Origin of the sequence: Pseudomonas sp. L5B5, from assembly GCF_020520285.1 — a bacterium.
In the GTDB taxonomy this organism is placed as follows: Bacteria; Pseudomonadota; Gammaproteobacteria; order Pseudomonadales; family Pseudomonadaceae; genus Aquipseudomonas.
In genome coordinates this window covers 5,359,544-5,385,550 of sequence record NZ_CP084742.1, presented here as the reverse complement: position 1 = coordinate 5,385,550, position 26,007 = coordinate 5,359,544, and the positions used below count along the sequence as shown (strand labels likewise).

The 26,007-nt window shown below is 63.0% G+C and carries 22 protein-coding genes, 2 pseudogenes and 1 riboswitch; of the genes and pseudogenes, 12 read left to right on the top strand and 12 right to left on the bottom strand.

Annotated elements, in window-relative coordinates:
* Positions 1-97: 97 nt before the first annotated feature.
* The 3 genes from LGQ10_RS24705 to LGQ10_RS24695 all read left to right on the top strand — a co-directional run bounded on the left by LGQ10_RS24705 (position 98) and on the right by LGQ10_RS24695 (position 3,227).
* A complete protein-coding gene (locus LGQ10_RS24705; RefSeq protein WP_058438671.1) occupies positions 98-772 on the top strand; it encodes a response regulator transcription factor in 675 nt (224 codons plus the stop codon).
* Complete coding sequence (locus tag LGQ10_RS24700; RefSeq protein ID WP_226523484.1) at positions 765-2,105, top strand: sensor histidine kinase; 1,341 nt, start codon at positions 765-767, stop codon at positions 2,103-2,105. Before LGQ10_RS24705 ends, LGQ10_RS24700 begins: the two co-directional genes overlap by 8 nt.
* 219 nt (positions 2,106-2,324) lie before the next feature.
* A complete protein-coding gene (locus LGQ10_RS24695; RefSeq protein WP_226523483.1) occupies positions 2,325-3,227 on the top strand; it encodes a LysR family transcriptional regulator in 903 nt (300 codons plus the stop codon).
* A gap of 14 nt (positions 3,228-3,241) precedes the next feature.
* Here LGQ10_RS24695 and LGQ10_RS24690 read toward each other — a convergent pair whose 3' ends face one another.
* From LGQ10_RS24690 to LGQ10_RS24665, 6 genes and pseudogenes are all read right to left on the bottom strand, one after another.
* Positions 3,242-5,977: a LuxR C-terminal-related transcriptional regulator gene (locus LGQ10_RS24690; RefSeq protein WP_226523482.1), complete on the bottom strand. Its 2,736-nt coding sequence runs from the start codon at positions 5,975-5,977 to the stop codon at positions 3,242-3,244.
* 310 nt (positions 5,978-6,287) lie between these two features.
* Complete coding sequence (locus tag LGQ10_RS24685) at positions 6,288-7,652, bottom strand: DUF1329 domain-containing protein (RefSeq protein ID WP_226523481.1); 1,365 nt, start codon at positions 7,650-7,652, stop codon at positions 6,288-6,290.
* Positions 7,653-7,682: 30 nt separating this feature from the next.
* Positions 7,683-9,572, bottom strand: a complete 1,890-nt coding sequence (locus LGQ10_RS24680; protein ID WP_058437235.1) for a DUF1302 domain-containing protein — start codon at positions 9,570-9,572, stop codon at positions 7,683-7,685.
* 337 nt (positions 9,573-9,909) lie between these two features.
* A complete protein-coding gene (locus LGQ10_RS24675) occupies positions 9,910-11,592 on the bottom strand; it encodes a fatty acid--CoA ligase (protein WP_226523480.1) in 1,683 nt (560 codons plus the stop codon).
* A 145-nt stretch (positions 11,593-11,737) separates the two neighbouring features.
* A pseudogene (locus LGQ10_RS24670) lies at positions 11,738-12,387 on the bottom strand (hypothetical protein).
* A 49-nt stretch (positions 12,388-12,436) separates the two neighbouring features.
* On the bottom strand, positions 12,437-13,066 hold the full coding sequence (locus LGQ10_RS24665) for a LysE family translocator (RefSeq protein ID WP_058437238.1): 630 nt from the start codon (positions 13,064-13,066) through the stop codon (positions 12,437-12,439).
* A gap of 84 nt (positions 13,067-13,150) precedes the next feature.
* On the opposite strand from LGQ10_RS24665, the gene LGQ10_RS24660 reads away from it, so the two are divergent.
* From LGQ10_RS24660 to LGQ10_RS24650, 3 genes are all read left to right on the top strand, one after another.
* The gene (locus LGQ10_RS24660; RefSeq protein ID WP_058437239.1) at positions 13,151-14,116 is read left to right on the top strand and encodes a 2-hydroxyacid dehydrogenase; all 966 of its coding nucleotides are present in this window, start codon (positions 13,151-13,153) and stop codon (positions 14,114-14,116) included.
* A 31-nt stretch (positions 14,117-14,147) separates the two neighbouring features.
* The gene (locus LGQ10_RS24655; RefSeq protein WP_226523479.1) at positions 14,148-15,146 is read left to right on the top strand and encodes a class I SAM-dependent methyltransferase; all 999 of its coding nucleotides are present in this window, start codon (positions 14,148-14,150) and stop codon (positions 15,144-15,146) included.
* A gap of 52 nt (positions 15,147-15,198) precedes the next feature.
* Positions 15,199-15,320, top strand: a riboswitch (yybP-ykoY riboswitch).
* 89 nt (positions 15,321-15,409) lie between these two features.
* Positions 15,410-15,994 carry a TMEM165/GDT1 family protein gene (locus tag LGQ10_RS24650; protein WP_058437241.1) on the top strand — a complete coding sequence of 195 codons (585 nt, stop codon included), beginning with the start codon at positions 15,410-15,412 and terminating at the stop codon, positions 15,992-15,994.
* An 86-nt stretch (positions 15,995-16,080) separates the two neighbouring features.
* On the opposite strand, the gene LGQ10_RS24645 is transcribed toward LGQ10_RS24650, so the two are convergent.
* Positions 16,081-16,902 carry a M48 family metallopeptidase gene (locus LGQ10_RS24645; protein ID WP_226523478.1) on the bottom strand — a complete coding sequence of 274 codons (822 nt, stop codon included), beginning with the start codon at positions 16,900-16,902 and terminating at the stop codon, positions 16,081-16,083.
* Positions 16,903-17,023: 121 nt separating this feature from the next.
* On the opposite strand from LGQ10_RS24645, the pseudogene LGQ10_RS31660 reads away from it, so the two are divergent.
* Together LGQ10_RS31660 and LGQ10_RS31655 are read left to right on the top strand one after the other, a co-directional pair.
* A pseudogene (locus LGQ10_RS31660) lies at positions 17,024-18,460 on the top strand (HAMP domain-containing protein); the annotation flags it as partial.
* A gap of 12 nt (positions 18,461-18,472) precedes the next feature.
* A complete protein-coding gene (locus tag LGQ10_RS31655) occupies positions 18,473-19,315 on the top strand; it encodes a methyl-accepting chemotaxis protein (RefSeq protein WP_413247634.1) in 843 nt (280 codons plus the stop codon).
* Between the two features lie 24 nt (positions 19,316-19,339).
* Here the strand turns inward: LGQ10_RS31655 and LGQ10_RS24635 are convergent, their stop codons facing one another.
* The 3 genes from LGQ10_RS24635 to LGQ10_RS24625 are packed head-to-tail and all read right to left on the bottom strand — an operon-like array spanning position 19,340 to position 20,458.
* Entirely contained in the window at positions 19,340-19,960 is a 621-nt protein-coding gene (locus tag LGQ10_RS24635; protein WP_058435895.1) for an SOS response-associated peptidase, read from the bottom strand.
* A gap of 35 nt (positions 19,961-19,995) precedes the next feature.
* Positions 19,996-20,256 (bottom strand): DUF2007 domain-containing protein, encoded by a 261-nt coding sequence (locus LGQ10_RS24630; RefSeq protein ID WP_226523476.1) that lies wholly within the window; start codon positions 20,254-20,256, stop codon positions 19,996-19,998.
* A 19-nt stretch (positions 20,257-20,275) separates the two neighbouring features.
* Positions 20,276-20,458, bottom strand: coding sequence for a CPXCG motif-containing cysteine-rich protein (locus LGQ10_RS24625; RefSeq protein ID WP_058435894.1), 183 nt, complete (start codon positions 20,456-20,458; stop codon positions 20,276-20,278).
* 139 nt (positions 20,459-20,597) lie between these two features.
* Here LGQ10_RS24625 and LGQ10_RS24620 point away from each other — a divergent pair, with 139 nt between their 5' ends.
* Entirely contained in the window at positions 20,598-21,764 is a 1,167-nt protein-coding gene (locus tag LGQ10_RS24620; protein WP_058435893.1) for a 1-acyl-sn-glycerol-3-phosphate acyltransferase, read from the top strand.
* A gap of 66 nt (positions 21,765-21,830) precedes the next feature.
* On the opposite strand, the gene LGQ10_RS24615 is transcribed toward LGQ10_RS24620, so the two are convergent.
* The gene (locus LGQ10_RS24615; protein ID WP_226523475.1) at positions 21,831-22,118 is read right to left on the bottom strand and encodes a hypothetical protein; all 288 of its coding nucleotides are present in this window, start codon (positions 22,116-22,118) and stop codon (positions 21,831-21,833) included.
* 190 nt (positions 22,119-22,308) lie between these two features.
* On the opposite strand from LGQ10_RS24615, the gene LGQ10_RS24610 reads away from it, so the two are divergent.
* On the top strand, positions 22,309-22,515 hold the full coding sequence (locus LGQ10_RS24610) for a hypothetical protein (RefSeq protein ID WP_058435891.1): 207 nt from the start codon (positions 22,309-22,311) through the stop codon (positions 22,513-22,515).
* Positions 22,516-22,648: 133 nt separating this feature from the next.
* On the opposite strand, the gene LGQ10_RS24605 is transcribed toward LGQ10_RS24610, so the two are convergent.
* Positions 22,649-23,233 carry a YajG family lipoprotein gene (locus tag LGQ10_RS24605; protein ID WP_058435890.1) on the bottom strand — a complete coding sequence of 195 codons (585 nt, stop codon included), beginning with the start codon at positions 23,231-23,233 and terminating at the stop codon, positions 22,649-22,651.
* A gap of 206 nt (positions 23,234-23,439) precedes the next feature.
* Here LGQ10_RS24605 and LGQ10_RS24600 point away from each other — a divergent pair, with 206 nt between their 5' ends.
* Both LGQ10_RS24600 and mqo read left to right on the top strand, forming a co-directional pair.
* Positions 23,440-23,673 (top strand): hypothetical protein, encoded by a 234-nt coding sequence (locus tag LGQ10_RS24600; RefSeq protein ID WP_058435889.1) that lies wholly within the window; start codon positions 23,440-23,442, stop codon positions 23,671-23,673.
* Positions 23,674-24,411: 738 nt separating this feature from the next.
* On the top strand, positions 24,412-25,923 hold the full coding sequence (mqo, locus tag LGQ10_RS24595) for a malate dehydrogenase (quinone) (protein WP_226523474.1): 1,512 nt from the start codon (positions 24,412-24,414) through the stop codon (positions 25,921-25,923).
* The last annotated feature ends 84 nt before the right edge of the window (positions 25,924-26,007 follow it).

The window sequence follows — 26,007 nt, the reverse complement described above, 5'->3', positions numbered from 1 at the left end:
TATCCGCCGGTTAACACCAGGTAAACATCGACGGAGCCCGGTCGGAGTTCGCTATTCTTCGCAGCAATGAGCAACGCCGGCCCCGAGGGACATTCCCGTGCACATCAACCTGCTGCTGGTCGAGGACAACCTCGACCTGGCCAACACCGTCATCGAATACCTGGAGATCAGCGGTATCGTCTGCGATCACGCCAGCAATGGCCAGACAGGCCTTAACCTGGCACTCAACCAGCACTACGACGTGATCCTCCTGGACATCATGCTGCCGCGCCTGGACGGCCAGCAGCTGTGCGCGAAACTGCGCCAGCAGGGCAGCCAGACCCCGATCCTGATGCTCACCTCGCTCGATGCCCTGGCGGACAAACTGGCCAGCTTCGCCGCCGGTGCCGACGACTACCTGGTCAAGCCCTTCGAGCTGGCCGAACTGGTCGCCCGGATCCGCGCCCTGAGCGTGCGGCGCAGCGGCCAGGCCAGCCGCCTGCAGGTGGCCGACCTGGTCATGGAACTGACCACCCGCAGGGTCAGCCGGGCCGGCCAGGACCTGCACCTGTCGCCCATCTGCTGGACCTTGCTGGAGTGCCTGATGCGCGCCAGCCCCGAGCCAGTCAGCCGCGAGCGCCTGGAAGCGACAATCTGGGGCGACGAGCCGCCGGACAGCAACACTCTCAAGGTGCACATGCACCGGCTGCGCAAGACCGTGGACAAGTCCTTCGACCAGCCGCTGATCCATACCCTCCCCGGCGTCGGCATACAGTTGAGGTCCCATGCATAAGGGTCTGGCTCTGAAGTGGGTGATCAGCAGCAGCTTCCTGCTGTTGATCGCCATCGTGCTGCTGATCTACAGCCTGCTGCTGCCCCAGTACAGCGTGCGCGGCCTGCTCTATACCGCCAGCGCGATGATGGAAGAGGAAGCCCAGTACTTTGCCAGGCACTACGCCAAGAACCCCGATACGCCGCCACCGCACAACTACTTCTATACCAGCGTCATCGGCAAGGAGGCGTTGCCCGAGAAGATCCGCCAGATGCTCGACACCCCGCCCAGCATGTCCTTCGGTGCGGTGCAGGTGTTCGGCGACCTGGACTCCGACGACGAAGACGAAGGCCGGGCCGTCCTCGCCCAGCCCTTGAGCGACGGCAAGACCCTGTACATGTACGACATCGACCATGACCAGGAAGAAGGCGGAGAAGTGGAGACCCCGCTCTCCGACGCCTACCTGGACCATGAGATGAGCGGCATCATCTTCATCAGCCTCGCGGTGTTCATACCGGCCCTGTTGATCATCGCGCTGCTGGTCTGGTGGGTGGTCCGGCCCCTGGGGCGGCTGGCCCAGTGGTCCACCACCCTCAAGGACCCCGAGGCCGTGTCCGGTGAGCGTCCGAATTTCGGTTTCAAGGAGTTCAACATGTTGGCAAATGCCCTGGCCCAAAGCGTCGAACAAGTACAGGCCGCCAGCGTGCGCGAAGGTCGCCTGCTGCGCTACACCAGCCACGAACTGCGCACGCCGCTGGCAGTGCTCAAGGCCAATATCGAACTCCTGGCCCTGCAATCCGGCGGGGTTCTGCCACCACCGCTGCAACGAATCGAGCGCTCCGTGCTGAACATGCAGCGCATCGCCGAAACCCTGCTGTGGATGAGCCGCGAGTTGCCCGAGCCTTTGCCCGAGGAACCCATCGACATGAGCGGGCTGGTCAACGACCTGATCCAGGAGCATCGCTATCTGATCGGCACGCGGGACATCGAACTGATCCTCGACGTCAGTGATGAACCCTGTCGCCTGCCGCTTACCGCCTGTCGCATCGTGGTGGGCAATTTTCTGCGCAACGCCCTGCAGTACGCCGACGACGGTATCGTCGAAATCAGCTTCGGCTACCCGCAACTGCGCCTGGTCAACCGTATTCGCGACACCCAGCAGAGCGAGACGTCCAGCGACTTCGGCTACGGCCTGGGCCTGGAGTTGATGCGTCAGCTGTCGGCACGCCTGGGCTGGCACATCGAAGTGATCGTCGAAGAACAGTGCTACATCGTCACCCTGGCATTCGAAGCCGCCCCGGCTGACGAAGGGCTTCCAGCAGACGAAGGCAACGAGCCACGGGAGTCGTCCTAGCCGCCCTGCAAAGCGAGGAAAAATATGCTCGCAAACGATGAAAAAGCTGGGGGAAGTTCCCCCTGCACAGCATCGCTTGTGGGTATTGTGGGAGGACAAGAATCGCGCTTGGGAGGCCTGCCAGTGCGTGAGCGGCATGCATCGAGCCAGCCCCGACCCGCGATGCACTCCACTCGACCCGCCCTCTCCTTGCGCCCCAGGCAAAGAACGAGGTTCGCCGTGGCCGCCTACAACCTGCGTCAGTTGAAGTACTTCATCACCACCGTCGAATGTGGCAGCGTCGCCGAGGCCTCGCGCAAGCTGTACATCGCCCAGCCGTCGATCTCCACGGCCATCAAGGGCCTGGAAGACAGCTTTGGCGTGCAACTGCTCATCCGTCACCATGCCCAGGGCGTTTCCCTGACCCCCAGCGGCGCACGCTTCTACCGCAAGGCCCAGGAACTGTTGCGCATGGCCAAGGAGTTCGAACAGAACGCCCTGGCGGACAACGACGTGGTCTGCGGACAGATCGATATCGGCTGCTTCGAAACTGTCGCCCCCCTGTACCTGCCACAACTGATCGCCGGATTCAGCGCGCTCTATCCCGGGGTGGAAATCCGCATTCGCGACGGCGAACAACAGGAACTGGTGCAAGGCCTGACCGGCGGCGCCTACGACCTGGTGATCCTGTACGAACACGAACTGGACGGCACCATCGAGACCGAACAGCTGATGCCGCCGCAGCGCCCCTATGCCCTGCTGCCGGCCGACCACCGCTACGCCCAGCAGGCCCAGGTATCACTGCGGGACCTGAGCCTGGAACCCATGATCCTGCTGGACGTGCAACCGAGCCGGACCTACTTCGTCAGCCTGTTCGAAGAACTCGGCCTGACCCCGCAGATCGCCTTCAGCTCTCCTTCCATCGAGATGGTTCGGGGCATGGTGGGCCAGGGCTTCGGCTTCTCGATCCTGGTGACCCGCCCTCACTGCCAATGTTCCTACGACGGCATGCCGGTAGTCTGCGTGGACATCGTCGAAGACGTGACCGGCTCGGGGCTCGTGGCGGCCTGGCTCAAGCGCGGACAGCTGACCAAGCCCGCGCGCCTGTTCGCCGATTACTGCAAGCAGCACCTGGCCCGCTGACCGCTCGCCGCGCCCTAGCCCAGCAAGCCCAGCTCCTGGGCCCTGGCCACCGCCTGGGTACGACGCTCCACGCCCAGCTTGCTGTTGATATGGCTGGCGTGGGTTTTCACGGTATGCAGGGAAATGAACAGCCGTTCGCTGATCTCCTGGTTGGAGCAACCTCGAGCGATCAGTTGCAGCACCGCCAACTCACGGGAACTGAGGTACTCGCTGTGGGTACTGGCCTCATGCAGCTCGCGAGGTGCCGCAGGCAGGCGTTCGAGCAAGGTCTGGGTCAGCGCGGTGCCGGGACCTTGCTCCAACTGCTCGCGCATCCAGCCTGGATGCTGGATGAGCAACCCCTCGAAAGGCTGCAACACCCCACCCACGGCCGCCTCCAGGGCCAGGGCGAAGTCCTGGCGTGCCTCGGGGCCGCGACCCAGTGTCAACAGCAGCGCGGTCTTCTGGGTCAGGGCCATCGCACACAACAATTGCCGGCCGCTGTTTTGCCCATGTTCCACCAACCGCTCCAGGCGCTGCTCGGCCCTGGCACTGTCGCCCTTGATGCTTTCCAGCCTCGCTTGCTGCAACTCGATGTGCAGCGGCAACTGCGGATGAAACTCCGGTGGAGCTGCCGCCTGCCCTCCCGTGTAGGTCTGTCCCAGGCGGGCCAGCCAGGCCTCGGCCAGGTCGGTTCGGCCCTGGGTCAGCCAGAGCTCGCACTTCACCAGGGTGATCATCGCCAGGTAGTAGATCGGCGGCACATCCCAGATGTGCATCAGGCGCTCGGCCTCGGCCAGTTCGGCAAAGGCCCGGGCAAACTCTCCTCGCATGCCCTCCTGCTTGGCGATCACGCAATGGCCGATCAGCACACTGATGTCGCGGCAGGCCCTGGCCTCCACCAGCCCGGCCTGCAGCCTGGCCAGGCCGGCGTCGGACTGCAGGCGCAAGGTCAAAAGGTAACCTTCGTACAGGGTCAGGCGTGCCCGCACCGCGTACAGCCGCTGCGCCGACAACCCCTGCAGGCGTTGCAACCCCTGCTGAACTTCGTCCATCGCCCGCAAGATCTCGCCCCGCGCCTGCAGCACCCGCGCCCGATCGTAATGGGCCAGGGCTTCGAACAGCGGATTGCCAACCCGTTGCGCCAGCTCCAGAGACTCGCGGTTGAGGCCGCGGGCGCGCCACAGGTCGGCATCGGTGATGGCCAGGTTGGACAAGGTCGACAAGCACATCAGCCGTTGTCCATAACGCTTGTGGGGCAGGCTTTCCAGGGCTTCCCCGCAGTAGGCCAGGGTCTTTTCCCGCTGGCCGCGCCCGCGCGCGATGATCCCGCTCAAGGCCAGCCATTGCGCCAGCATCGACTTTTGCGCGGTGGCCGAAGGCGCCGGCAGGAACCGGCTCAGGTGGGCCGCCAGTTCCTCGGCCGCATCCAGCTGGCAGGCCAGGCCCAGGGCCCAGCTATAAAGCACGATCAGGCGCGGCGTGCTGATCAGCAGGCTGTCGGGCAGGTCCATTTTCCAGCGCAGCAGCATGCCGACGTTCTGCTCTGCCAGCAGTTGCTCCTCGGACAGGTTCTGTACCAGGTTGGCAGCCACGTCCAGGTGCCCGGCACGCAGCGCCTGCTCTACCGCTTCATCCAGCAGCCCCTGGGCATTGAACCAGCGACAGGCTCGCAGGTGCAGGCTGGCGGCCGGCACCAGGGCACTGGCGGGCGGGCGGCTGCGCAACAGGTCGGAAAACAGATGGTGGTAACGGTACCAGTGCCCGTGCTCGTCCAGCGGAACCAGAAATACCTGGTGCGCTTGCAGGAAGCCCAGGATCTCGGCGCTGTCATGGGCCTCGCGCAAGGCATCGCAGAGCTCGGCGCAGAAGCGTTCCTGCGGCGCGGTGTCGTACAGGAAGGCCTGGACCTCGGCGGGCAGGCAGTCAATGACCTCTTCGAGCAGGTAGTCGCGAATCAACCCCTCCCCGCCATGCAAGCCCTGGGGCAGGGTACCCACGGCACCGGCCTCGGAAGCCGCCAGCAGCCAGAAACGCAAGCCCGCGACCCAGCCCTCGCTGCGCTCGATCAGGTTTTCCAGGGCTTCGCCACGCAAGGCACTGCTGTGCCGATCCAGCAGGCTCAGGGATTCGTCATGGGTCAGGCGCAGGTCCTGTTCATGCAGCTCCAGCAGTTGCCGCGACAACCGCAGGCGCGCCAGATGCCAATCCGGGCGCTGCCTGCTGGTGACCATCACCAGCAGGCCGTCGGGCAAGTGATTGAGGAAAAACTGCAGGCAGCGATCCAGGACCGGCCCCTGGGCCAGGTGATAGTCGTCCAGGACCAGCAATAAGGGATTGGCACTCGACAGTTGCTCCGCCAACTCGTCCAGCAAGCCATCCAGCCACTCCTCGAAGGCAAACGGCTGGTGACGCTGGCGCATTTTCAGCAGGCCCAGGGATTGTCGACCCAGTTGCGGAAAATACTGTTGCAGCCCGGCCAGCAGCCGCTCGAGGAAACGCCCGGGGTCGCTGTCCCGACGACTCAACCCCAGCCACAGGCTCTGCCAGTTCCCCGGCAGGTTCTGGCAGAACTCCACCGCCAGCGAGCTCTTGCCAAACCCGGCCGGTGCCGAGACCAGCAGCAACCGCCCTTTCAGCCCTCCCTTCAAACGCTCGCAAAGGCGCGGCCGCGACACATAACCATCAGGCAATGGTGGCCGGTAGAAACGCCCCTCCAGCGCAGGAAGCACTGCGTTGTCAGACCGTTTGAGGGAAAACAGATCAGTCATGGCCAACTCTTATTGGTGTACGGTTGTCGGCGTAGTAGATGTCCGCAGACTAGCGGTAAAAGGCCACCTGTTGAAGATTTTTGCGACCATTCACGAAAAAAAGACTATGACCAAATCGGTCAGATATCTCCGAATTATCGGGTGATATTTCCTTTATCTATTTAGATCGGCTCTTTGGTGTCCCCGAGAAAGATAGTCGCGTTGCCACCGATTTCTACGCCAGCGAGCCAGTACCGGTCCTACGGGCAAAAAAAAGCCCCGAACCAGTCGGGGCAATTTTGAGGATGCGGCCTCTAAGGGGTAACGCGAATCAGCGAACGCCGTCCTGGCGCAGCGCGGCCGGAGTGAAATCGCTCGTGGTCGCGGTGAAGCCGAAGTCATACGCCTGCTTCTCTTCGTTCTTCATGCCCAACGCCAGGTAGCGGCCGGACTGCAGGTCGTAGAGGGTTTCCAGGGCGTACCAGGGCACTTGCTTGTCGTAGTAGTCCTCGCCATGGGCCTCGGCCACGCGCCACAGCTGGCCACGACCGTCGTAATGGTCGATCACCGCGGCCTGCCAGGTGTCTTCGTCGATGTAGAAGTCACGCTTGGCGTAGATGTGGCGCTGGCCTTCCTTCAGGGTCGCGACCACATGCCAGACCCGGCGCAGCTCGTAGCGAGCCAGGTCCTGGTTGATGTGCCCGGCCTTGATGATGTCGGCGTACTTGAGGGTCGGCGAATCGATCTTGTAGCTGTTGGAGGCGATGTAAATTTCCTTTTTGCCTTCCAGCTTCCAGTCGTAGCGATCCGGGGCGCCGTTGTACATGTCCAGGTTGTCGGAGGTCCGCAGACCGTCGGCAGCGGTGCCCGGGCCGTCATAGGAGACTTGCGGGGCTCGACGCACGCGGCGCTGGCCGGCGTTGTAGACCCAGGCCGAGCGTGGTTCCTTCACCTGATCCAGGGTTTCATGCACCAGCAGCACACCACCGGCCAGACGCGCCGGAGCGGTTACCTTCTGCTTGAAGTAGAACAGGATGTTGCCCGGGTTTTTCGGGTCATAGTCCTTCATCTTGTCGCGGAACACGAACTGGTCCTGGAAGTACACCAGGCTATAGGAGCCATTGGCCTGTGGCGTGGCCTGGGTCACCAGGCGAGTCACGCTGCCCCCGCGATAGCGGGTGATGTGGTTCCAGATCACTTCCACGCCGCTCTTGGGAATCGGGAACGGAATCGCGCTTTCGAAGTTCTCCAGGCCGTTGCCGCCGGACACCAGGTTGGTCTTGGTGGCGTTGCGCTTGATGGCCGCAAACACATCGGCCGGCACGGTGGCACCGCGGTGGGAGGGGTACACCGGCATCTTGTAGCTGTCCGGGTAGCGCTTGAGCATCGCGTATTGCCCCGGCGCCAGCTTGTCCTTGTACTGCTCGACGTTCTGCGCGGTGATGATGAACAGCGGTTGTTCATTGCCATAGGGGTTGGACAGGAAACCCTTGCTGTCCACGCTGCCGGCATTGGTGGCCAGCGGCTTCCAGGCCGGGATGGTGCCGGCGGCGTTGCCAGCCGTCTCGGCGCCCATCGGCGTCAGGCTGGTCCCCAGCTTGGCGGCCTCATCGGCCGATACTGCGGCCATGACCCCCGAGGCCAGGAGCGACAGGCCCAGCACACCGATGTGCAACAGACTCTTGGTGACTTTCATATTGTTGTTCTTCCTGAAAATACAGTGTGCTTAGAAGTTCACGCCAACGCTCAAGGCGAGGAAGTCCCGGTCATCCACGGTGCTGTAGTCGCCACCGAAGAAGTTGGTGTAGGCCAGGCTCGCGGTGTAGGTGTTCTGGTACTCGGCGTCCAGCCCCAGGCTGATGGCCTTGCGACCTTCCTCGAAGTTGCCGCCAGGACCTGGGGAGTAACCCTTGACGTCATGGGACCAGGCCACGTTGGGCTTGAGGTTCACACCGGCGAATACATCCGGGTATTCCCAGATGGCCCGGCCGCGGTAACCCCAGGAAGTGGTCGTGGTGAAGCCATCGTTGTTGCAGTTGCTGGTGACGTTGCTGGCATCCGCGCCCGGACCCGCACCGACGATGGTGGTGTTGTTGAGCCCGGCGCAGGTGTTCTGCCCGAACGTGGCTGGCAACTCGCCTGGTCCGAACACTGGATCACGGCCGTAACGTACTTTCGATTTGCTTTCCAGGCCGCCCACGCGGGTGATGCCCAGTTCACCCACCAGGGTCAAGCGACTGGCGCCCATGACTTGATCGAAGAAATGGGTGAGCGTGGTCTGGAACTGGGTGATTTCCTTGCGACGATAGCCATTGAGATCCTGCCCCGGGATACCCTCCAGCAACGAAGCATTGGTGAAGGCGCCTTTCAACGGACGCACGGCGGAATACAGGATATCGGTGGAGTTGAGCTGGACAGGCGCGTTCGGCCGGTAGCTGATCTCGCCGCTCCATGCGGTCCCCGTAGGCAGGGTGGTGGAGAAGCTCAGGCCATACAGGCGGATATCCTCGGGGTACTCGACGAAGTACTTCGAGTTGCCGGCGATCCATACCGGAGCCAGCGTGCCGAAGGCCGGGGCCATGGTATAGGCCGACTGCGGAGCTGCAGTGGCGCTGAAGATCGGCGCACGGCTGTGGTAGTTCATGAAGTAGGCGCCGAACTCGGTGTCCAGCGGCTCGAAGTTGTAGCGGAAAGCCACGCCGAACTGGCCGCCGTCACGGGCATCGCGATCGCCGCTGCGGCGTACCAGGGTGCCTTCTTCGTTGGTGTCGACGCCAAAGGCCTGCATCCCTGCCAGGGCGGCCCGGCCCGGAGCCGTGGCGGCAATGGTCGAGCGCTTGGCCAGCAGCCGCAGGTTGTCATCGCAACCATCGGAAATGTTGTCCGGCTGCGAGAAGAAGGTCCCGCAGTTGTCGGTGACGGTCTGGTCCCATTCCAGCTGGTAGAAGGCTTCGGCCGACAGGTTCTCGGTCAGGTTCTGGGAGATGTAGAACATGTTGACCGGAATCAGGCCTTCCTTGACTTCGGCACCAGGACGGCGGAACGCCGAGACGTCGATCGGGTTGATCGAGTTGATGCCGCCGCCGATGAAGGTGCTTTCGCCCCAGCTCACCACCTGCTTGCCCAGGCGCACCGAACCCGGCTCATCGCCGATGGAGTAGTTGTGATAGACGAAGGCATCGAGGATCTGCCCGCCGGAGGACTTGGCGCCTTCCTTGCGGTTGCTGTCGCTGATGTTCTTGAAGTCCATGTCTTCGTCTTTGAGCTTGAAGTCATACCAGTACTTGCCACGCACGAACACACCGGTATCGCCGTACTTGAGCTCCAGGTCATGGATGCCCTTGAAGATCTTCGAGAAGGTCTGCCCCTTGTTGAAGTTCAAGTGGCCATCGTCGGTGGTCTGGGACAGGCCCTTGCCGCCGTTGTTGACCCCGATCAGGTCCTTGTTGCGCCCGGCGGTCGACCAGCTGGCGCCCAGGGAAAGGGACGAATCGAAGCTGCCTTCGATTTCACCGATATTGAATGTGACGCCGAATGCAGGCCCGGCGAGCGTGGAGGCGAGACCGACGGCCAGGGGCAGTTTCGCCCGGCGCCAGAACTGGTTTGCTGATGTCATCGACGCTACTCCATGTGCATTATTGTTATGGCAGTAAGTTCTTCCGAGACCGCCCCGGATGCCGGCACCAGGACGCTGGTACCCACCCCGGGGTTGCGTGGCGCCAACACCGCGCAATGCCCCGTCCCTCGAAAAAGACTGTGAACGGACTATAGCCAGCAAGGATTACTGCTTGATCCCTCTAAAGTGTGATTTGCAGCCATCCGGCCGCACTGGGACGGCCCGTTGCCATAACCATTGAAAATCGGCCGGCAAGAATGACGGAAAAATTCGCGAGCACAAGGCAAAGGCTTGTGGGTCGGGCATGCCGTGCCCGGACGGGCACGGCAACAGGCGGTCAGAGGGTGGACAGAAAGGCGCTGTTGCTGGCCTGCCACTCGCTGATGTTGACGCGGATGCGCTTCTTGTCGAGCTTGCCGACGCTGGTCTTGGGAATTTCAGTAACAAGGGCGATCTGGGTGGGAATGGCCCACTTGCTCAGGTGCCCCAACTCCACGAACGGCTTGAGGTGTTCCTTGAGCTCCCGGGCGCCGATCTCGTGCCCTTCGCGGATCACCAGCAAGGCGAACGGGCGCTCGCCCCACTGCGGGTCGGCAATCCCCACCACTGCTACTTCGCGTACCGCCGCGTGCCGACTGATGAGGTCTTCCAGGTCCAGGGACGAGATCCACTCCCCGCCGGTCTTGATCACGTCCTTGATCCGGTCGCGGATGTCGATCACTCCCATGCCATCCAGGGTCGCTACATCGCCGGTGTGCAACCAGCCGCCATCCCACAGCTCGGCGCCCTTGTCCGGCTCGTTGAAATAGCCCTCGGACAACCAGGGTGCCCGGAGTACCAGTTCCCCCTGGGACTCGCCATCCGCCGGCAGGAAGTTGCCCTCGGCGTCGATGATTGCCGCCTCCACCAGAGGCCCCGGCACCCCCGCCTTGATCCGGTAGGTGGTGCGTTCGTCTTCGCTGCCGGCCATCAGCTCGTCGTTGAGGTGGGCGCAGGACACCAGCGGCCCGGTCTCCGACATGCCATAGGCAGCGGTCAGCTGGACCCCCTTGGCCTTGGCCGCCTCGTACAGCGCGCGATTCAGGGCGCTGCCGCCGATGACGATCTTCCAACCGCCAAAATCTGTGTCCTGGGCCGCCTTGGCGTTGAGCACCATCTGCAGGATGGTCGGCACGCAGTGGGAGAACGTGACCTTCTCCCGGCGCCACAGCTCCACCAGGTATTCCGGGTCATAGCGCCCCGGGTAGACCTGCTTGAGGCCCAGCATGGTGGCCACGTAGGGCAGGCCCCAGGCGTGCACGTGGAACATCGGGGTGATGGGCATGTAGACGTCGTTGGTGCCCAGCAGGCGCACGCTGTCGATGGCCCCCATGATGGTGGACACGCCCATGGTGTGCAGCACCAGCTGGCGGTGGGTGAAATACACACCCTTGGGATTGCCGGTGGTCCCCGTGGTGTAGAAGGTGGTGGCCACCGAATTCTCGTCGAAATCCTCGAACGAGTAGTGCGGGCTCGCTGCGGCCAGCAGGCTCTCGTATTCGCCCACCAGGTTCGGCAGGTCGGCAGTCTTCTGCTCGCCGTCGGTGAGCAGCAGGGTCTTGTCCACCGTGGTCAGGTGTCCGGCAATGGCCTGGTACAGGCCGACGAACTCGCTGTTGACCAGCACGAAGCGGTCCTCGGCGTGGTTCATGGTGTAGAGGATCTGCTCCGGCGACAGGCGCACGTTGATGGTGTGGATCACCGCACCGATCATCGGGATGGCGAACATGCACTCCAGGTAGCGATGGCTGTCCCAGTCCATCACCGCCACGGTGTCCCCGGCCTTGACCCCCGCTGCGGTCAACACGTTGGCCAGGCGCGCTACCCGCTCGATCAAGGTCGGGTAGGTGTAGCGCAGCTGGTCGCGATAGATGATCTCGCGGGTCTTCTCGTAACGAGTGCCGGACATCAGCAACCGCTTGATCAACAGCGGGTATTGATAGGCGCCTTCGGCGGGGGGGATAACGCGAGTCTGCAACATAAGAATCCCTTTTCTGACGGCTCGGTCGTAACTGGAGAATACGCACTCTAGAGTGCCCGAGCGCCAGCCAAATCAGCCAAAGGGATGATTTGCAGGGCCGCTCCATACTAGCTCCAGGCCAGCACTGGCACGGCCCCACGTGACTTCATGCCTGCTGGCCCAGCGTCGCCTCTGCCGGTGTGCGAGGAAAGGCCAGGGCCGCAACGAAGGTCAACGCCGCGATGGCCCCCAGAATCAGGTACAGCCCGGCGAGGCCCTGGCGCGCTTCCACCAGGGCGATCACGTTCCCGCCCTGGGCGTGAGCCAACGCCAGCAACAGCGGCGCCTGGAACAGGGTCATGACGATAAATGGCCATTTCGGGCTGAAGCGGTGCAACAGCCGGCCCATGGTCAACTGCGCCACCGCACCAAAGGCATAGGCCAGGCTGACCACCAGGCCCAGGGTTTGCGGCGAGGTGAAAACATCCTGCAAGCGCTCCTGGAACATCGAGATCTGCTGCCCGCCCTGCCCTTTGAGGGGCACATGGGGTCGTGAAGGAATCGGCCCCTCACGCACCTGCAAGGCAAAACCAGCAGCATCCGCCGCCAACTCCAATGGTCCCCCAGCCAGCCCGCGGGCAGCGAACAGGCACCGAAGGCGATGAAGCCGCCCAGGGACAGGCCGATCAGCGCGGCATAGTCCATGGCAAAAACCTGGGTCATGCCCAGTACCGCCGCCGGGAAGATCAGCATGAACATGTGATCGATGACATGGGCTGCATTGACGTAACGAATGACATTTCGGGCTTGGTTCATGGCGGCACGCTGCGGCATTACGTGGCGACCCTGAACCAGCTCAGCGCCCTCAATGCATCTCGGTGAAGGCCAGCTTGACGCCGATGGCGATCAGCACCGCCCCCATGGTGCGGTCGAACCAGTGGCCCATGCGGGCAAAACCGGCGCGCACCCGCTGCTGGCTGAACAGCATGGCCACCAAGCAGAACCACACGGCTGTGGCTGCTGCCAGGTACACCCCGTAACCGGCCTGGATCGCCAGCGGCGTGTGCGGGTTGATCACCACGGTGAACAGAGAAAGGAAGAACAGGGTCGCCTTGGGATTCAGCCCATTGGTGACGAACCCTGACGTGAAGGCGCCACGGGCAGTGCGCACCCCGGCCTCCTTGTGCAGATCGTCCGTCGCGGGCTTGGCGGGCTGGGCACGCAGCGCCTTGTAGCCGATGTACAGCAGGTAAGCGGCCGCCAGCCACTTCAAGGCGTTGAACAGCACGATGGACTGGGACACGATCAGGCCGATCCCCAGCAACGAATAACCCACGTGCAGGAAGATCGCGGATCCCACGCCCAGGGCCGTCCAGGTGCCGGCACGACGGCCATGGGTCACGCTTTCGCGAACCACCACGGCAAAGTCCGGGCCGGGGCTGGCCACGGCCAGCAGGTGGATGAGAGCAACGGTCAAGAACTCGGTGAGGTACATGCAGGCTCCTGTATATGTCTAATTATTTCATCTGTTAGGCTCGGCAGATTACGCCTTGGTCCCCTCCCACGAAAGGTACAGTTCATGAGCAACAATCGCCGCGCCGTCTTCCTCGATCACAGCTCGCTGGACTTGGGCGACCTGGATCTTGGGGCGCTGCACGACAGTTTCAGTCCCTTGCGCCTGCATGCCCACACATCCCCGGAGCAGGTAGCGGAACGCCTGCAGGGGGCCGAGGTGGCCATCAGCAACAAGGTAGCCATCAACGCCCAGGCCATGGCCGCCTGCCCCGACTTGCGACTGATCCTGGTAACGGCCACCGGCACCAACAACGTCGACCTGGAAGCCGCCCGGCGCCAGGGCATCACCGTCAGCAATTGCCAGGGCTACGGCACGCCATCGGTAGCCCAGCACACCCTGATGCTGCTGCTCAACCTGGCAACGCGGGTCGCCGACTACCAACAGGCGGTGGCTGCCGGACGCTGGCAGCAGGCCAGCCAGTTCTGCCTGCTGGACTTCCCCATCATCGAACTGGCGGGCAAGACCCTGGGCCTGCTGGGCCACGGCGAACTGGGTGGCGCCGTGGCGCGCCTGGCCGAAGCCTTCGGCATGCGCGTGATCCTGGGACAGATTCCCGGGCGCCCGCCCCGCGCCGACCGCCTGCCACTGGAGGAACTGCTGCCCCAGGTGGATGCCCTGACCCTGCACTGCCCGCTCAACGAACATACCCGCCACTTCATTGGTGCCCGGGAGCTGGCTCTGCTCAAGCCAGGCGCCCTGGTGGTCAATACCGCCCGTGGCGGCCTGATCGACGAACAGGCCCTGGCCGACGCGCTGCGCAACGGCCACCTGGGTGGTGCTGCCACCGATGTCCTGAGCGTCGAGCCGCCCGTGCATGGCAATCCCCTGCTGGAGCCCGGCATCCCGCGCCTGATCGTGACTCCGCACAATGCCTGGGGCAGTCGCGAGGCACGCCAGCGCATCGTCGGCCAACTGGTTGAAAATACCCGGGGCTTCTTCAGCGGTGACCCGTTGCGGGTCGTGAGTTGATAAACTGCGCCACTTTTTCCGGGTGCGGACGATGGACATACGCAGTGAAATACTCTTACGCCAGGCTGAACTGTTTCAGGGCTCACTGCTACTGGCTGGCCTGAGTGCCGATGACCTGCTCGGCCGCCTGCCGGCCGCCCAGGGCTGGTCCTGGCATGCCGGAGATCAGGCCGCCCTGCAGACACGCTTCCCGGGGCGCAGTCACTTCGGGGTGAACGCCCCGGACAGCACCTTCGACAGCGCGGTGCTGTTCCTGCCCAAGTCCAAGGACCTGGCTCACTACCTGCTCAACGCCCTGGCCTCGCGCCTGGCCGGACGCCAGCTGTACCTGGTGGGCGAAAAGCGCAGCGGCGTGGAAAGTACCGCCAAGCAGCTCACCGCCTTCGGCAAGCCGCGCAAGCTCGACAGCGCACGGCACTGCCAGCTGTGGCAGGTCACGGTGGACAACGCACCTGAACCCGTGGCCCTGGAGAGCCTGGCCCAGGAGTACCAGTTGCCGCTGGCCGAAGGCCCGTTGAAGGTCATCAGCCTGCCCGGCGTGTTCAGCCATGGACGCCTGGACCGCGGCACCGCCCTGTTGCTCGAGCACCTGGACCATCTGCCCGCCGGTCACCTGCTGGACTTCGGTTGTGGTGCCGGGGTACTGGGCGCCACGGTGAAACGCCGCTATCCGGAAAGCCGTGTGACCTTGCTGGACGTGGACGCCTTCGCAGCCGCCAGCAGTCGCCTGACCCTGGCCGCCAACGGCCTGGAGGGCGAGGTCCTGACCGGCGACGGCATCGACGCCGCGCCCCGGGAGCTGGATTGCATCCTGACCAATCCACCGTTCCATACCGGGGTCCACACCGATTACCAGGCCACCGAGAACCTGCTGCGAAAATCAAGGGAACATCTTCGAAAAGGCGGAGAGCTACGGGTAGTTGCCAACAGCTTCCTGCGCTACCAACCACTGATCGAAGAGCATCTTGGGCCCTGCGCCATCAAGGCCGAAGGGGATGGTTTCCGCATCTACCGGGCCAAACGCAGCTGAGCGAAGTTTTCGCAAACAAGGCTTGCCGAAAGGATTTTGCCTAGGCAGAATCCGCTCCGTCCTAGGGGAGTAGTCTCCCACGAGCGCCACGCTCGTCCGGCATGCGTCAACATACTTGGTCCTCAGACCATGGCGCATGCGACCCAGGAGTCCGCACAGACGGACCGCAGGGTTTGACAAGACCTATGACACGCACACCTTACCCGGGGCGGGAAGGCTGTACGTGTCATAGCCGTGTCGACCCGCCCCTTAGGAAAATCCTGATGCTGGACTCTCTGCTCGTTCCCACCGCAATCGTTGCCTTGGCCGAAATCGGCGACAAGACGCAATTGCTCGCCCTGATCCTCGCTGCGCGCTTTCGCAAACCCTGGCCGATCATCGCCGGCATCGTTGCCGCGACCCTGGCCAACCACGCGGCGGCCGGTGCGGTAGGTGCCTGGTTCGGCAGCTTCTTCTCGGACGCGACCCTGCACTGGATCCTCGCCGCGAGCTTCGCAGCCACCGCGCTATGGACCCTGGTCCCGGACAAGATGGACGACGACGAGGCCAATACCGCACGCAAGTTCGGCCCCTTCCTGACTACCCTGATCGCCTTCTTCCTGGCGGAAATCGGCGATAAGACCCAGGTCGCCACCGTCATGCTGGCCGCGCAGTACCCGGATCTGTGGCTAGTGATCATCGGCACCACGCTGGGCATGCTGATCGCCAACGTGCCGGTGGTCCTGGCAGGCAACTTCGCTGCGGACAAGCTGCCGCTGACCCTGATCCGCCGCCTGGCGGCATCGGCCTTCTTCATCCTCGCCGTAGTGGCGGTGTACAAGGCCATGCAGATCAGCGGCTGGGTATAAACGAAATCGCCGGCAAGCGGCCCCTGCGCTATGCGTCGCAGGAGCCACTTGCCGGCGAAGGCGTCATCGACGATGACGCGTAGGGATCAAGACTTCTTGGCAGCCTGGTACAACGGCATCACCTTGGGAATCGCGGCCTGCAACGAGGCAATACGACTGGTGGAAGCCGGGTGGGTGCTCATGAACTCGGGCGGCGCGGAGCCACCGGCAGCCTGGCCCATCTTGTTCCACAGGGTAATGGCCGCGTTCGGGTTGTAACCGGCGCGGGCGGCGAGTTCCAGACCGATCAGGTCGGCCTCGTTTTCATTCTCGCGGCTGTTGGGCAGCGTCATCAGCAGGTTGACGCCGTTGTCGCCCAGGGCAACCGTCTGCTGGGACACCCCGAACAGGGTAGCGATCTGCTTGCCGGCACCCAGCGCGTACTGCTTGGACATCGCCTCGCGACCATGCTCGCGCAGGGCGTGGGCGATTTCATGCCCCATCACCGCAGCGATTTCATCGTCGGTAAGCTTCAGCTTTTCGATCAGGCCGGAATAAAAAATGATCTTGCCGCCAGGACCGCAGTTGGCGTTGAGCTCGTCGCTCTTGATCAGGTTGACTTCCCACTTCCACTGCGCGCAATCCGGACGGAAGTTCGGGGCCTGGGCGATCAGGCGGTTGGCGATGACCTGCAGGCGCTTGGCGTTGGCGCTGCTCTTGTCCAGCGCGCCCTGGCTGCCGACCTCGCTCAGGGTCTCCTGATAGGACTGCGCGTAGGACTGATTGACCTCGGCACTCGATACCATGCTGAACATGGACTGCTTGCGATCCACGCCCACGACGCCGGCGTTGGTGGTGTTGACCGTCTCGCAACCGCTGAGCAATACCGCTGCGCTCAGCGCACATACAACCAATGACTTCTTCTTCATGAAACCGCTCCCTGAAAACATGGCGCGTATCCTAAGGGCGCGGCTCTCTCTGCGCCAGATGCAAAATGAGCTTTTGATCGCAATTGAGATGCAACCAGCCCTGTAGGAAAAAATTCATCTCATGGCCAGGCCATCAATCAAGAGACATGGCATCTTGCCATTAACGACGCCAGCCTCTCCCAAAACGTCATTTGCACAATCCAGGCTAATGGCCGGCAGGGCGGCGGCCGATACAGCACGGCAGACCTCAATTCCTGCGCCCGGAGCCTCTATGAAGTTCAAGTCGATCCAGTTTTCCGTGGCCGCCCTGGCCGGAGCCATCGTCCTCAGCGTGGTTGCAGCCCTGGTGCTGTACGCCCTGTTCTCGGGGGCCCGGACCCAGCAGATGGTGCAGGAGAGAACCCAGGCCCAGTTCGAGCAGGTCATCGAACAGCGCCTGAGCGGCCTGGCGCAAACCCAGGTCAGCCAGATCCAGCGTGAACTGGAAGCACCGTTGCTGATCGCCGATGGCCTGGTCCGGGTCAACGCCTTGATGGGCAGCCGCAACGAGCAGGGCCAGGCGCAATTGAACCTTAGCCGTGAGCAGCTGATTGCCCTGATCAAGGAAAACGTCACCCAGAACCCGAAGATCCTCGGTGCCTACATTGGCTGGGAAGCCAACGCCATCGACCACAATGATGGCGCCTACGTCGGCACCACGGTGGTGGGTATCGACGCCGCCACCGGCCGCTTCCTGCCCTGGTGGTTCCGCAACCAGGACGCCAGCCTGGGCCTGGACAAACTGGCCGACGTCAATGATCGAACCGTGCTATCCACCGGCGTAAGGGCCAGCGAGTACTACCTGTGCGCCAAGGAAAACCTCAAGCCCTGCGTGATCGACCCTGCGCCTTACAAGGTCGGCGACAAGGTGGTGATGCTCGCCTCCTTCATCCAGCCCATCCTGCTCGACGGCAAGTTCCAGGGCATCGTCGGCGCCGACCTGTCGGTGAACTTCATCCAGGACATGCTGCTGGGGGCCAACCAGAAACTCTATGCCGGTGCAGGGGAAATGGCCCTGATCGGCGGTAACGCACGCCTGGTGGCCTATACCCGGGACCCGGGCAAGTTCGGCGAGAAAGCCAGCGACGTACTCAACAGCGAGACCGTCTCCAAGCTGTCCAGCCTCAAGCGCGACGAGGTGACCTACAGCATCGACCAGGCCAACGACAAGATCGCCCTGTACCTGCCCTTCGGCATCGGCCAGACCAACGCCCAGTGGACCCTGATGCTGCAACTGCCCCTCGGGGCCGTGATGGCCGACCTGAACGCACTGCAGGGCGATCTGGCCCAGCAGCGCAAGGCCGATACCTTCGGCATGGCCATGGTCGGCCTCGTCATCGCCGGTATCGGGCTGCTGGTGATCTGGCTGGTGGGCCACGGCATTGCCCGGCCGCTGCGGCAGATGGTGGCGATGCTCGACGATATCGCCCAGGGCGAAGGCGACCTGACGCGCCGCCTGAGCAGCGACCGGGCCGACGAACTGGGCTCCATCGCCAAGGGTTTCAACACCTTCCTGGCCAAGCTGCAGGCCATGATCAGCCAGGTGGTGACCTCGGTACAGAGCGTCAGCGACTCCTCGGAGCACACCGCCGACATCGCCATTCGCACCAACCAGGGCGTGCACAAGCAGATGGTGGAAATCGACCAGGTGGCCACCGCCGTACACGAGATGACCGCCACCGCCCAGGACGTGGCACGCAACGCCACCCAGGCCGCACAAGCCGCCAGCCATGCCGATCAGGCCGCCAGTCAGGGCATGCAGATCGTGCGGGACACCTCCAGCGCCATTGGCGCCCTGGCCGAAGAGATCGGCCGTGCGGTGACCGTGGTGCAGACCCTGGCCAAGGACAGCGAGAACATCAACGCCATCCTGATCGCCATCCGCGGGATCGCCGAACAAACCAACCTGCTGGCCCTCAACGCAGCGATCGAGGCCGCCCGAGCCGGCGAGCAGGGCCGCGGCTTTGCGGTGGTCGCCGATGAAGTGCGCAACCTGGCACAGAAAACCCAGCAGGCCACCGAGGAAATCCAGTCGATGATCCAGCAGCTGCAACAAGGCACCCGGGAAGTGGTACGGGTCATGGAAGACAGCCAGCACAAGACCGACCAGAGCGTGGAGCATGCAGCCAAGGCCGCCCAGGCCCTGGAAACCATCACCCAGGCGGTTTCGGTGATCAACGACATGAATACCCAGATCGCCAGCGCCGCCGAGGAACAGAGCGCGGTGGCCGAAGACATCAACCGCAATGTGATCAACATCGGCCAGGTGGCCAATGAAGTGGCCGGCGGGGCCGATGAGTCCAGCGCCGCCAGCGCCGGCCTGACCAAGCTCGCCGAGCAGCAGCGCCGACTGATCAACCAGTTCAGGGTCTGACCGGCTGCCCGTCCGCCCCCAGGGTCAGGCGGGAGTCAGGCACTCCGGGCCGTTGAGCTTGGGGTCGTTGACCAGATTGGCCAGGACCCGCTCACGCAAGGCTACAGGCGGGTGGGCCAACAGCGCGTGCAGGACATGCAGCGGCGTTTGGGGATCGAGCCAGGCGTCCTGGCCGGCGGCGTCGAGGATCAGCGGGCGACGCAAGGTCGAGGCCGCCTGAGTCACCACCGCAGTGCTCAGCCAGACCTGTTCCTGCACCGGGTACGCCTCCCAGATGGCGGCAAAGAAAATCGACGAGCCTTCTCCCGGGGTCAGCCAGTAAGGACGCTTGCGGCTGCCTCCGCGCCATTCGTAGAAGCCGTTGGCGGGGAGCAGGCAGCGCCGTTCACGAAACGCCTGACGAAACATCGGCTGCTCGGCCAGGGTTTCCGCCCGGGCATGGGCCGGCGTGCGCGACAGGTCGGTCAACCAGGCCGGGGTCAGGCCCCAGCGGGCCCGTGCCAGGGTGCGCTGGCCGTGTTCCAGGCGCTGGATCAGCACCGAATCATTCGGCGAGATGTTCCATTGGGCCCGCTGGTCCCCGGGAAATCCCGGCAGGGCCGCGAACGCGGGGTTCCAACGAAACAGGGCATAACGTCCACACATGGGGCAATACAACTCTCGGCAAATCGGCGCTCAGCCTAACAGACCAGCACCCCGGCAAAACTATCCGGTTCTTCGAAGGGCAACGGCAGGGCCGCATTGTACGCGGCGATCAGCTCCTGTGCCCGCTGCGCCTGGTGGTTTTCCACCGACAGCGCCAGCAAGCCGAACACCGGCAACTCCCCGGCTCCACCCAGCAGGTCGCGCCCCTGCAGGTGGGCGTCGATGCCCTCGCTGGCCAGCATGCACTGGAGCAGTTCGCCTTCCATCAGATTTTCCGGCTCGTAGATACGCAGCATGAAGACCACTCCCCCCGGCTCAATCGTTTTCCGTGTGCACCTCGAGCATCCATTCCCGGCCATCGGTCTGCAGCATGAACACGATGGGGCGGCAGCAAACCGGGCAGTCCTCGATATAGGTCTGGTCGCCGGCGGACAGGTCAAGTACCGCCTCCGCCTGCTCGCCACAATAAGGACATTGGTAATGGTCAGTTTCCAGCATCGCGGTCTCCCGAGTGACTTATGCGTATAATCGCCGGTCTATTTGCAGGGCTTTTAATGCTTGAGCTGAATCTTCAGACCGCGCCCGGCTTTTTTGATCCGAACCTTCTTCTTACCCTAGCCGTTTCCAACAAGAGAGCATGATGGGCGAATTCGATGCCATCCGACCTTACCACGACAGCGAAGTACCAGCGGTGCTGGCCCGGCTGCTCAGCGACAAGGCATTCCTAGATATCCTCACCCACTTTCGCTTCCCGCGTTTTGCCAACACATTCGGCTGGCTGCTCAAACCCCTGATCGCCCACCGCCTGCGCCGGGAGTTCGCCGGCATCACCTCGGTGGCCACCTTGCAGGACAAGGTCGAGTTCTACGTCGACCACACCATTGAACGCGCCACCGATGGCGTGACCTATACCGGTGTCGAGCAATTCAAGTCGGGAACCGCCTACCTGTTCCTGGCCAACCACCGCGATATCGTCATGGACCCGGCTTTCGTCAACTATGCGGTCTATCACGCCGGCCTGCCGACTCCGCGCATCGCCATCGGTGACAACCTGCTGCAGAAACCGTTCGTCAGCGATCTGATGCGGCTGAACAAGAGCTTCATCGTGCATCGCTCCCTCAGCGGGCGCAGGGAAAAGCTCGCGGCCTACCAATTGTTGTCGGCCTACATCAACCATTCGATCCGCAATGACGGCCAGTCGATCTGGATCGCCCAGGCCGAAGGCCGGGCCAAGGATGGCGACGATCGCACCGAGTCGGCGATCCTCAAGATGTTCCACATGAGCCGCAAGGACGAGCCATTCGGCGAGGTCATCCAGTCACTGAACCTGACGCCGGTATCCATCAGCTACGAATACGATCCTTGCGACCAGGCCAAGGCCCGGGAGCTGTACATCCGCGCCACCACTGGCAGCTACACCAAGGCGCCGGGAGAGGACGACGTGAGCATTGCCAAGGGCATCACCGGCTACAAGGGCCGGGTCCATGTGAACTTTGCCGCGCCCATCAGCGAACGGTTCGAGGACACCAAGCAACTGGCCCTGGAGATGGACCGGCAGATTCTCGGCGGCTACCGCCTGTTCCCGGTGCACTACCTGGCCTATGCCCAGTGGGACGATGCCGACCCGCAACTGCAGGTGCCTCGCGCTGCCGAGGTGTTCCCGGCCCAGGAGCTGGCCAAGGCCGAGCAGGAGTGGCAACGCCGCCTGCAAGACTGCCCGCCGGAGCATCGTCCCTACCTGGTGCTGCAATATGCGACGCCGGTTCGCAACCAGTACCGGGTCAAGGCCGGCCTGGCGCTGTAAAGACCGCTGCACACAGCACAACGGCGCCTTCGGGCGCCGTTGTTGCATGCGTTGCCTGGAACGCGATCAGAAACGCGTGCTGGCCCAGGACATCAGCAGCGCCACCGCCAGGCAAGCGAAACCGAAGCGATAGAAGAAGCGATTGATGCGCAAGGTGGCAGGATCAGGCAGCAGCATGGGCTGATCCATCGCCCGCTCTTCGCTCCGAGTCGCCAGGCTGGCCAGGGCCCGCAGTTCGCGGCGACGGGTAGCATGCAGCAGCCAACTGCCCGGACAGGCCAGCAGCAGGGCGAACAGGTTGATCAGCTTGCCGGGATGGGCATTGAACATCGACCAGATCAATTGCAACGACATCATGAACCTCGAAGAAAACCTGTGTTCGGGACGTCGAGTGCGCCCGCGGCGCGGATTCTACTCAATCGCCGGGCGGCCCCGCGTGCCTTTCCGACCAGTAACGAGGCGGCGGGCCATTAATTTAGACCGTCATCTTTTCGTCATCAGAACAAGCCACTCTATCGCCCCTCGATGCCCCACGGAGCTTGTCATGTTGCACGCAGAAAACCAGGACCGCCTTTACCTGATCGCCCCCAGCGAGGAACAGCAGGCGCTGGTAGATGCCCTGGCATTCAACGTCCAGGATCGCCACTGGCTGGTGTATTGCGCCCTGGGTGGGCACCCGCATGCGGACCTGCCCGAGACCGACCTGCTGACCGGCGTCAGCGTGCTGGACTTCTATGTCGAGGCGGCGTGAGCCCGTCGAATGAGCGGCAATAAAAAAGCCCGGAGTCCAACAGACCCGGGCTTTCTTGTATCGGTCGCCGATGCCCTCGGGCACGGTCCTTGCGGCCTTGTCGCAGCCTGAGGCAGCGCTTACAGAAGCAGCGTCATTCGCCGAGGATCTGACCGATGGTCGGATCCTTGAACAGACGAGTCAGTGCATCGCTCAGAACATCGCCCACCAGCTTGGTGTTGGTGTCCTGGTTTGGCGCCATGCCGAAGCGCTGGTCCAGGGACGCGCCATAACGGCCACTGTAGCGGCGGTTGGCGTTCTGTACATCGGAGCGGAACGTCGCGCCGATGGTGGCCTCGGTCACATACATGCCTTCCTTGGGGGACTGGTACTTGAGCTCGGCCAGGGTCACGGTCAGCTGGGGAGCATTGGCACCACCGGCGGTCGGGGTGAAGCCCAGCAGACGTACCGCAGCTTCGGCCTGGGCCTGCAGCTTGGGCAGGATCTGCGCGCTTTGCACCGTGATGGCGCTGGTTTCCGGGTACAGGCCACCGCGGGTTCCCAGGGTTGGCGATGGACGACCATCGACCACTTTCACCACCACCGGCTGGCCGCGACCCACCGCCGCCAGCTGGGAGGTGAGCTTGGGCTCCGGGCTGAGTTGTTGCGGGCTGTGGGCGCAGCCTGCCAGCGACAGGCTGGCTACAGTGATCAAACCGAACAACAGGCGTTGCAACATGCTCATTTCTCCAGGAATCAGGCACAAACAGGCCCGCAGTATAGCGGGGCACAACAACGACGAACCAGCATCGGGCGGGACTTAAATCACCAGTCAGACAGGTCCCGTACAACTGGGTTCCTGTAACCTGCTGTTCACTCGCAATACATGATGATGTAACGGCTCGGCGGCATGCTTATCGTCAATGACACATCAGGTGCCTGGTCATGAAATTCCTTCGCTCCCTGTTCGCTCCACGCCAAGAGTTCCGTAGTTTCGCCTTGCTGGACTGCCAGGGGCGGTGCCAGGCATTGCGCCACAGTCTTGCACCACCGGTGGGCGACGGCTGGGTGGAAATACAGGAAATCCGCCTCAACTGGTTGCACCAGACACTGCCTGCCAGTGCCCGTATCAGCCCGCGCAGCCTGACCAGCGGGGTACAGCCGATACTGGCCACCTGACCAAAAGCCTAATAAAAGTCGCGAAACAGGATCATTTCTGCGCATTTCTTCGTTACAATCTCCCCCCGATTATAAGGACGTCTCCTGATCGGGCCTCGCAGTATCGCCAATGCCACTGCCTTGGCACCCCGCACCGCCCACAGAGAGCCGCCCACACAGTTCGAGTGAAGCTGGCGTGCTTGCTGTCCCACCGTGCAATCCTCCACTTTTCACGAATCTGCAGAGCTGCCATTGCTCGGACACTGAAGCTGTTTGCCCGTCGTGCCCGCATGCCATCATGCCGGTATCACCGCTCGGGCCAGGTGCCAGGCCAAGGCAGCCCTTTTTGAGGTTCACGTCTTCAAAAGAGCGTGAAAAAACGGGTTTTCACAACTTCACAAGAGTGTGGCGAGCAAATGAATAGTTTTGCGTCTGAACTGGCACCATCAGCCTCTACAACAGCCCGATTACACAGGACCGAGCCCTCCTCAGATAGTTGCGCTTGATGCCTGTCCGCTGACGGATTTGGTTGCACTAACGGATGTATCGACCATAAGTCGAATTGCCCCGAGGCTCCCCAGGATGCGTTCATATGCACCTTGAGGCCCGGTTGGTAGCGTCCGTAGAAGTTGCAAAAAATTGCGAAGACTCGGACATGGCAATCCTGGCCATGGGTAACCTGGGGCACCACGTGAATCGCCCTGTCACTCCTGGCAGCCATGCCGTCAATTTGGTGCTGCAGATTTTGGAGACGCGTTAATGGCGCATAACGAAGCAGTAGACGTCGTATTGGTCGGGGCCGGCATCATGAGTGCCACCCTGGCCGTACTGCTCAAAGAGCTCGACCCCGCAATCAAGCTGGAAGTCGTCGAGCTGATGGATTCGGGTGCCGCGGAAAGTTCCAACCCGTGGAACAACGCCGGTACCGGCCACGCCGGCCTCTGTGAGCTGAACTACACGCCACAGGCCGCCGATGGCAGCATCGACATCAAGAAAGCCGTGCACATCAACACTCAGTTCGAGGTGTCGAAGCAGTTCTGGTCCTACCTGACCAAACAAGGCACGTTCGGCTCGTCCAGATCGTTCATCAGCCCGGTGCCGCACCTGAGCTTCGTCCAGGGCGACAAGGGTGTTTCCTTCCTCAAGAAGCGTTTTGAAGTGCTGAGCCAGCACCATGCCTTCGCGGATATGGAGTACACCGAGGACAAGGCCAAGATGGCCGAGTGGATGCCGCTGATGATGCCGGGACGCCCGGCAGATGAAACCATCGCCGCCACCCGTGTGCTCAATGGTACCGACGTCAATTTCGGCGCCTTGACCAACCAGTTGCTCAAGCACCTGACCAGCGCGCCCGACGCCCAGGTCAAGTACTGCAAGCGCGTAACCGGCCTCAAGCGCAACAAGGCCAACGGCTGGACCGTGAGCATCAAGGACGTCAACAGCGGTAACACCCGCGAAGTCGACGCCAAGTTCGTGTTCCTCGGCGCCGGTGGCGCAGCCCTGCCGTTGCTGCAGGCCTCGGGTATCGAGGAAAGCAAGGGTTTCGGCGGCTTCCCGGTCAGCGGCCAGTGGTTGCGCTGCGACAATCCGGAAGTGGTCAAGCAGCACCAGGCCAAGGTCTACAGCCAGGCCGCCGTAGGTTCGCCACCGATGTCCGTGCCGCACCTGGACACCCGCGTGGTCGATGGCAAGAAGTCCCTGTTGTTCGGACCTTATGCCGGCTTCACCACCAAGTTCCTCAAGCACGGCTCGTTCCTGGACCTGCCGATGTCGGTTCGGGCCGGCAACATCGGCCCGATGCTGGCCGTGGCTCGCGACAACATGGACCTGACCAAGTACCTGGTCAGCGAAGTCATGCAGTCCATGGAGCAGCGTCTCGAGTCCCTGCGTCGCTTCTACCCCGAGGCCAAGGCCGAGGACTGGCGCCTGGAGGTAGCCGGCCAGCGGGTGCAGATCATCAAGAAAGACCCGAAGAAAGGCGGCGTCCTGCAGTTCGGCACTGAACTGGTAGCGGCCAAGGACGGCTCCCTGGCCGCCCTGCTCGGCGCCTCTCCGGGTGCCTCGGTGACCGTGTCGATCATGCTGGAGCTGATCGAGCGCTGCTTCCCGGCCAAGGCCAGCGGCGAATGGGCTGCCAAGCTCAAGGAAATCTTCCCCGCGCGGGAAAAGGTCCTGGAAAGCGACGCCGCTCTGTACCGCACGATCAACAGCGAGAACAACCTGAGCCTGGAGCTGGTCGAGCCCAGCAAGGAAACCGAAAGCTACGCCTGATCCGGCGCCATGAAAAACGCCCCGTCCTTTGCAGGACGGGGCGTTTTTTTTATGCCTGGCCAGCACGGCCCGGCATCGCGCGCG

Bases quoted from the DNA above. Each gene is read 5' to 3' on its own strand.
- LGQ10_RS24665 (WP_058437238.1), bottom strand. From the start codon at position 13,066: ATGTACCTCACCGAGTTCTTGACCGTTGCTCTCATCCACCTGCTGGCC.
- LGQ10_RS24655 (WP_226523479.1), top strand. From the start codon at position 14,148: ATGGACATACGCAGTGAAATACTCTTACGCCAGGCTGAACTGTTTCAG.
- LGQ10_RS24675 (WP_226523480.1), bottom strand. From the start codon at position 11,592: ATGTTGCAGACTCGCGTTATCCCCCCCGCCGAAGGCGCCTATCAATAC.
- LGQ10_RS24610 (WP_058435891.1), top strand. From the start codon at position 22,309: ATGTTGCACGCAGAAAACCAGGACCGCCTTTACCTGATCGCCCCCAGC.
- LGQ10_RS24660 (WP_058437239.1), top strand. From the start codon at position 13,151: ATGAGCAACAATCGCCGCGCCGTCTTCCTCGATCACAGCTCGCTGGAC.
- LGQ10_RS24685 (WP_226523481.1), bottom strand. From the start codon at position 7,652: ATGAAAGTCACCAAGAGTCTGTTGCACATCGGTGTGCTGGGCCTGTCG.
- LGQ10_RS24605 (WP_058435890.1), bottom strand. From the start codon at position 23,233: ATGTTGCAACGCCTGTTGTTCGGTTTGATCACTGTAGCCAGCCTGTCG.
- LGQ10_RS24600 (WP_058435889.1), top strand. From the start codon at position 23,440: ATGAAATTCCTTCGCTCCCTGTTCGCTCCACGCCAAGAGTTCCGTAGT.
- LGQ10_RS24645 (WP_226523478.1), bottom strand. From the start codon at position 16,902: ATGAAGAAGAAGTCATTGGTTGTATGTGCGCTGAGCGCAGCGGTATTG.
- LGQ10_RS24680 (WP_058437235.1), bottom strand. From the start codon at position 9,572: ATGACATCAGCAAACCAGTTCTGGCGCCGGGCGAAACTGCCCCTGGCC.
- LGQ10_RS24630 (WP_226523476.1), bottom strand. From the start codon at position 20,256: ATGCTGCGTATCTACGAGCCGGAAAATCTGATGGAAGGCGAACTGCTC.
- LGQ10_RS31655 (WP_413247634.1), top strand. From the start codon at position 18,473: ATGATCAGCCAGGTGGTGACCTCGGTACAGAGCGTCAGCGACTCCTCG.
- LGQ10_RS24625 (WP_058435894.1), bottom strand. From the start codon at position 20,458: ATGCTGGAAACTGACCATTACCAATGTCCTTATTGTGGCGAGCAGGCG.
- LGQ10_RS24620 (WP_058435893.1), top strand. From the start codon at position 20,598: ATGATGGGCGAATTCGATGCCATCCGACCTTACCACGACAGCGAAGTA.
- LGQ10_RS24690 (WP_226523482.1), bottom strand. From the start codon at position 5,977: ATGACTGATCTGTTTTCCCTCAAACGGTCTGACAACGCAGTGCTTCCT.
- LGQ10_RS24635 (WP_058435895.1), bottom strand. From the start codon at position 19,960: ATGTGTGGACGTTATGCCCTGTTTCGTTGGAACCCCGCGTTCGCGGCC.
- LGQ10_RS24615 (WP_226523475.1), bottom strand. From the start codon at position 22,118: ATGTCGTTGCAATTGATCTGGTCGATGTTCAATGCCCATCCCGGCAAG.
- LGQ10_RS24650 (WP_058437241.1), top strand. From the start codon at position 15,410: ATGCTGGACTCTCTGCTCGTTCCCACCGCAATCGTTGCCTTGGCCGAA.
- mqo (WP_226523474.1), top strand. From the start codon at position 24,412: ATGGCGCATAACGAAGCAGTAGACGTCGTATTGGTCGGGGCCGGCATC.
- LGQ10_RS24700 (WP_226523484.1), top strand. From the start codon at position 765: ATGCATAAGGGTCTGGCTCTGAAGTGGGTGATCAGCAGCAGCTTCCTG.